This window comes from Vibrio sp. D173a (genome assembly GCF_030248475.1).
This window is the reverse complement of record NZ_JAHGAH010001529.1, coordinates 1-718: the sequence shown is the minus strand read 5'-3', so window position 1 is coordinate 718 and position 718 is coordinate 1. Positions and strand designations below refer to the sequence as shown.

The following is a 718-nucleotide window of genomic DNA, read 5'->3' as shown; positions in this document are numbered from 1 at the left end:
TAACACGATTCGTAAGTACCCACTGAAGGCGTCGGCATTTTTGGTGTTTCCAGATATCCGAACCGCCAGCAACGCGGTCACCCGATTTAAATTGAATAATACGCCAGTGTCCGCTGCTGAAATGATTGATTACTTTGCGCTTAAGGCGGTGCAGCACATGGACGGAGTACCGAGCTATATTGCCACGGTTCCTGAAGGTGCGACGGCGATTCTGGTTCAAACTGAAGCCGATGAACAAGCCGTGCTTGATGCGCAGATTCAGACAATATTGACTGAAATCGAAGACCTTGAGTTGGTTGTGCCAGCAAGCTTTACTGATAAGCCTCAAGAGTATCAGGCGTACTGGAACATTCGCAAAGGTATATTCCCAGCCGTTGGTGCGACGAGACCAAAGGGCACAACAGCACTGATTGAAGATGTCGCTTTTCAGATAGAGACGTTGGCGGATGCGCTGACTGACTTGCAACAGTTAATGCAAGAGTATGGCTACTACGATGGTGTGATTTATGGTCATGCGTTAGACGGTAACTTACACTTTATTTTCTCTCAAGGGTTTGGTTCGCAGCAAGAGGTGGAGCGATACGAGAGGTTCATTGATGCTGTCTGCGATATCGTCGTCAATAAGTATGATGGCTCTTTGAAAGCAGAACACGGTACAGGCCGAAACATGGCACCTTTTGTTCGTAAAGAGTGGGGAGATGAAGCGTATAGCTACATG

Annotated in this window: 1 protein-coding gene; it reads left to right on the top strand. The window is 47.6% G+C overall.

Features of this window, described 5'->3' with window-relative positions; translation table 11 throughout:
• Positions 1-718, top strand: a 718-nt coding sequence (locus tag KIV40_RS34525; RefSeq protein ID WP_285353961.1) for an FAD-binding oxidoreductase, incomplete at both ends; no start/stop codon positions are given.